Origin of the sequence: Acetobacterium sp., assembly GCF_030652775.1 — a bacterium.
Taxonomy (GTDB): domain Bacteria; phylum Bacillota; class Clostridia; order Eubacteriales; family Eubacteriaceae; genus Acetobacterium.
The window spans coordinates 1-1,808 of sequence record NZ_JAUSPS010000098.1 but is presented as its reverse complement, the minus strand read 5'-3'; the positions used below and the strand labels follow the sequence as shown (position 1 = coordinate 1,808).

Sequence of the window (1,808 nt, the reverse complement as noted above, 5' to 3'; positions counted from 1 at the left end):
AGCTCCGAACCGCCAAGCTCGGCCTTGGTCAGGCCCAGGACGTACACCAGCTCACCCGCGGCCTTGAAGTCCGAGGTCACGGCGCATTTCACGTCCGGCATCTTCGCCACCACGGAATACAACACCGTCGGGGGTATGGATATTTTGACCCCGCCGCCCTTGTAGTCGTTCTTCATGGAGTCCTTGCCGGACACGCAGGGCACGCCGAAACCTCGGCAGAAGTGGTCGAGCGCCTCGTTGGCGCGCACCAGCTGGGCCAGCTTGTACTCGCCGTCGGGCGTGGTCTCGCTCGCAACCGGGTCGCACCAGCAGAAGTTGTCCGTGCCAGCCATGAAGCGCAGGTCGCCGCCGACGGCCACCGCGCCGCGCACGGCCTCGTCAATGGCAGCGGCCATCATCCAGTAGGTGTCGAGGTCGCTGTACTTGGGGCAGATGCCGTGGGAAAGGACCAGGCCCTCGTCCGTGCCGAAGTCCGGCCGGATCACCGCCGCGTCGGAGGGGCCGTCGCGCTCCACGCCCACCAGGGGCTTGATGATGCTCTTGCCCTGGACCTCGTGGTCGTACTGGCGGATGACGTATTCCTTGCTGCAGATGTTCAGCCGCGAGAGCATGCGTGAAAGCAAAGCCTCGTGGTCAACGTCCATGGGCAGCGGGTCCGTCGGGATCACAGGGCGCTCCCAGCGGGCCTTGATCTCCATCTGGGGCAGCCCCTCGTGCAGGAAGTCCATGGGCAGGTGCGTCACGCATTTGTCCGCGTAGCGCACGTGGAAGGTGCCGGAATCGGTGTAGGTGCCCAGGGCCGTGGACTCCACGTCCATCTCCTCGGACAGGGCCAGGAAGGCCGCCAGCTTGTCCGGAGGCACGGCGCAGGTCATGCGCTCCTGGGCCTCGGAGATGAGGATCTCCCAGGGCTTCAGGCCGTCGTACTTGAGCGGGGCGCGGGACAGGTCGAGGTCGCAGCCGCCGCAGTCCTGGGCCATCTCGCCCACGCTGGAGGACAGCCCACCCGCGCCGTTGTCGGTGATGGCGTTGTACAAGCCCAGGTCACGGGCGCGCATGAGGAAGTCGTACATCTTGCGCTGGGTGATGGGGTCGCCGATCTGCACGGCCGTGGCGGGCGAGCCCTCGTGCAATTCTTCCGACGAGAAGGTCGCGCCGTGGATGCCGTCCTTGCCGATGCGCCCGCCGATCATGACGATGTGGTCGCCGGGCAGCGCGCACTTCTCGTGGCTCAGGCGTCCGGCCACCCTCACCGGCATGGTGCCCACCGTGCCGCAATAGACCAGCGGCTTGCCGAGGTAGCGCTCATCGAACACGATGGACCCGTTGACAGTGGGGATGCCGCTCTTGTTGCCGCCGTGCTCCACGCCCTCGCGCACGCCTTCCAGCACGCGGCGGGGGTGCAGCAGCCGGGGCGGCAGCTCGCCCTCGTAGAAGGGCGAGGCAAAGCAGAAGACGTCGGTGTTGCACAGGAGGTTGGCGCCCAGGCCCGTGCCCATGGGGTCGCGGTTCACGCCCACGATGCCCGTGAGCGCTCCGCCGTAGGGGTCCAGCGCGGAGGGCGAGTTGTGCGTCTCGACCTTGATGCAGATGTTCAGGTTGTCGTTGAAGCGCAGAACGCCCGCGTTGTCCTTGAACACGGACAGGCAGAAGTCGTCCTTGCCCTTGGCGGCGCGGATGGCCTGGGTACTGCCCTTGACGCAGGTCTTGTACAGGCTGTCGATGCTGCGCCTGGTGCCCTGCTCGGCGTCCTCGTAGTCGATTTTGGCGTTGAAGATCTTGTGCTTGCAGTGCTCGCTCCAGGTCTG

Annotated in this window: 1 protein-coding gene; it reads right to left on the bottom strand. The window is 66.4% G+C overall.

The genetic code is table 11. From position 1 onward, the window contains the following. Positions 1-1,808 (bottom strand): AIR synthase-related protein (locus Q7J41_RS17720; RefSeq protein ID WP_304889778.1); only part of this gene is annotated, 1,808 nt, incomplete at both ends.